The following is a 3,671-nucleotide window of genomic DNA, read 5'->3' on the forward strand; positions in this document are numbered from 1 at the left end:
AGGCCATCCATTTTCTCAAAATATTTTATTTATCAAAAAGATCCATTCATAAATTTAACCAAATTCCGAATGGATCTTTTCATTTTAGGGACTTATGTCACAGCCCCTTATTATTTTACGTTAGAATAATCAATAGTTATTTAAAGAAAGCAGATGAACTGATGACTAAAAAACACTTAATAGTTATTTCATTAGATGCAATGGGCTTTCGTGACCTCAATGAGTTACGAAATTTAGTACCTCATTTGGACCAACTAATAAGACGGGGAACTTGGGTAAAACGAGTTCGGGGAATTTTTCCAACATTAACTTATCCTTCCCATACTTCAATCATTACTGGACAATATCCAGTTACCCATGGGATTGTGAATAATACAAAACTTCAGCCACGACGACAGTCTCCGGACTGGTATTGGTACCATAAGGATATTAAGTCAACGCCATTATATGATGTTGCTCGCCAAGCTGGGATGACGACAGCGGCCTTTCTATGGCCAGTTACTGCCGGCAGTAAAATTACTTACAATCTGGCTGAAATTTTTCCTAACCGGATTTGGACTAATCAAGTGTTGGTTTCTTTAAAGGCTAGTTCGCCGCTTTTCTTAATGTATTTAAATCATAAGTATGGGAAATTAAGACGAGGTATTAAGCAACCATGGTTAGACGATTTCGTAACAGCATGTGCCGTAGATACGATTAAAAGAAAGCGGCCCAATTTAACATTAATTCACTTAGTAGATATGGATAGTATGCGTCATCGCTATGGTGCTCAATCTCAAGAAGCTCAGGATGCGTTAAAAAGACTTGATGGACGAGTTGCTGACATTATCCAGGCAAGTAAAGATGCAGGAATTTTTGAGAACACGAATTTTGTAGTCCTAGGTGATCATTATCAAATTACTGTCCAAAAGATGATTCACTTAAACATGTTATTTGCTGAACACGGATGGTTAACGCCAATTTCAGGGAAAACTACGTATCACAATAATTGGCAGGTAACTGCAAAAACGTGTGATGGAGAAACATATATTTATACAAGAGGCAACGTTAATTTAGGAGCCCTTAAACAGATCATTGCTGGAGTTGAGGGTGTAGAACGGATTTACGATAATGAAGAAGCTATCTCTCGGGGAGCAGATCCTCGTTGTACATTCTTAGTAGAAGCAAAAGCTGGTTATTACTTCACTGACGAGGTTAACCGTCCTGCAGTTGTTGAAGATGTCGACCCACAAAGTTTAGGTACCCATGATCGCTACCGTGGAGTTCATGGATATGGTCCTGACAAACCCGACTATTATACAACTGCTGTTTTCGCTGGTCCGGATATTAACAAAGGTCAGACTATAGATGGGGCACGGCTTGTTGATGAGGGACCAACATTTGCCAAACTATTGGGATTAACATATCCAACTGCGACAGCGGGTCGAATTATTCCAGGAGTGATTAAAGAATGAGGTGCAAAAATTAGTGAAATTAACGAAACAACAATGGCAGTGGATTTTTTATGATTGGGCCAACTCCGGTTACGGTATTTTAGTTGTAACTGCTGTTTTGCCAGTTTATTTTAAAGCGGTTGCTCAACACGCGGGAATTTCGGACGCTGATTCAACTGCTTATTGGGGATATGCCAACAGCTTCGGTACATTAGTAGTATCATTATTAGCTCCTCTGTTGGGAGCATTAGCAGATTATCCACAAGCCAAGCGTAAGTGGCTAAACTTATTTGCGTGGTCATCAATTATTTTAACTGTTGGATTAACATTAGTTCCCACCAATATGTGGAAATTGTTATTAGTAATATTTATCTTATCCATTATTGGCTATTCAGGCGGGAACCTTTTTTATGATAGTTTTCTAACAGATGTTGCGGATGATTTACAAATGGATATGGTTTCATCAACTGGATATGGAATGGGGTATTTAGGTGGTGTGATAGCCTTTATAGTTTTTTTAACAGCACAACTTAGTAATGGGTTTGGTGGTTTGTTATCATCTTATGGAATTGCAAAGTTTAGTTTTTGGATTGCCGCTATCTGGTGGGGCATTTTTGGCTGGCCATTACTGCGTCATGGACGTCAAAGATACCATGTTCCAAGTGCTGAAAATCCGGTTCGTGACAGTTTACGACGGCAACTTCAATTGGAAAAGACTTGGGAGTTAATACCACAAAATTAATGTTGGTACTCTTAGTAGTTCAATTGATAGCATTCCCATTTTCTGTTTTATATGGCTGGTTAGCGCGTAGACTTTCTACTAAAAAGGCAATTATCATTGGCATAGTGATTTACTTATTTATCTGCATCTATGCACTGCGTCTTAAAACGATATTTGACTTTTGGCTACTTGCAATCCTCATTGGAACGAGTCAGGGTGGTCTCCAAGCACTTAGTCGATCTTACTTTGGTCAACTAGTACCGAAAGATTCAAACAGTGAGTTTTTTGGTTTTTATAATATTTTAGGGAAATTTTCTGCAATTCTTGGTCCATTAATTGTTGGCGTTGTGACGCAATGGACTAATGAGTCAACTGTTGGTGTTGCTTCTCTAAGTGTATTATTTTTATTTGGTTTGATAATTTTCTGGTTATTACCTAGCACTGATTGATCAAGAAGGAGTGGCAGAAAACATTTTAAGTAACAATAGGACCTAGCATTCGTTTTAACGAGTGCTAGGTCCTATTGTTATACTGCTCATTATTTAATACTGTAGTTTAACTTAAGTCTCGAGACCTTTATTAATTATCTAGGTATTTTTGCCTTAGTAGTTGAATTTCATGTTTTGTAATACCAAGTTGCTCTTCAGCAAACGATGTTATGGATCCCCAGCCATCTTGAATAGTGTCTAGAAAAGTTCTCATAACGGGACCATCTCCCTTAGTTAGATTCATTTGAGCGACAAAGTTCCCCATATCATTGTCAGTAGGAAGCTGATGTTCATTGGCAAAGTCATATAATTGATTGGTTAGTAGATAGTCACGGATGATTGTTTCGTCGTCTACGCCTAATAAGGAAAGAATAATGGCAGAAGCCATACCAGTACGGTCCTTCCCAGCGCTGCAATGAAAGACCAAAGCTTGATCTGTTGGGAGAACTAAAAGTTCTGCTAAAACGCGTTTAAACATTTGCTGGCTATGAACATTTAAAATTACATGTTGGTAGATTCCAGCAAGCATATCACCTTGAGGAATTGGATTCATAGGGTGAACTTCTTTATCAATATCGCCTTCATCTGGATAAATATGCGCATCTACATATTTTATATCATCATCAATACGGTCGGGGGCCATTTGTTGTTCATAATCAGATCGTAAGTCGCAATCGACAGTAATCTTTAGATTCTTAAACTTTTTCAGATCGTTTGCAGATAAATTAATTAGGGAATCGGAACGGTATATTTTTTGCCACTTTACTGTTTGACCATCAGTATTTTGATATCCACCTAGATCTCGAAAATTCATGGTCCCATCAAATGAAATTAAGCGTTGATGATTACTCATGATTGTGCCTCCCAATATTAAAACTTTCAGCTTTAAGTATACCAGTAAAAAGTGATCTAATAATAAAGGGAGATAATATGAAGTGACCTCCTTAATTGTTAATGCAGGGATTTAGACACATAATTAATGTATAGCGAAAAAGCATTAGTTAAGGTCGTCACCCTAAACAATTAAGG

At 37.7% G+C, this 3,671-nt stretch carries 2 protein-coding genes and 1 pseudogene; 2 read left to right on the forward strand and 1 reads right to left on the reverse strand.

The window, feature by feature from the left end:
• Window positions 1–161 precede the first annotated feature (161 nt).
• Both H5975_RS07595 and H5975_RS07600 read left to right on the forward strand, forming a co-directional pair.
• Complete coding sequence (locus tag H5975_RS07595; protein ID WP_204785537.1) at window positions 162–1,454, forward strand: ectonucleotide pyrophosphatase/phosphodiesterase; 1,293 nt, start codon at window positions 162–164, stop codon at window positions 1,452–1,454.
• Window positions 1,455–1,467: 13 nt separating this feature from the next.
• A pseudogene (locus H5975_RS07600) lies at window positions 1,468–2,603 on the forward strand (MFS transporter).
• A 130-nt stretch (window positions 2,604–2,733) separates the two neighbouring features.
• Here the strand turns inward: H5975_RS07600 and H5975_RS07605 are convergent.
• Window positions 2,734–3,495 carry a tyrosine-protein phosphatase gene (locus H5975_RS07605; protein WP_204785538.1) on the reverse strand — a complete coding sequence of 254 codons (762 nt, stop codon included), beginning with the start codon at window positions 3,493–3,495 and terminating at the stop codon, window positions 2,734–2,736.
• Window positions 3,496–3,671 lie beyond the last annotated feature (176 nt).

Source organism: Limosilactobacillus coleohominis (assembly GCF_016901675.1).
Taxonomy (GTDB): Bacteria; Bacillota; Bacilli; order Lactobacillales; family Lactobacillaceae; genus Limosilactobacillus; species Limosilactobacillus intestinavium.

Bases quoted from the DNA above. Each gene is read 5' to 3' on its own strand.
- H5975_RS07595 (WP_204785537.1), top strand. From the start codon at position 162: ATGACTAAAAAACACTTAATAGTTATTTCATTAGATGCAATGGGCTTT.
- H5975_RS07605 (WP_204785538.1), bottom strand. From the start codon at position 3,495: ATGAGTAATCATCAACGCTTAATTTCATTTGATGGGACCATGAATTTT.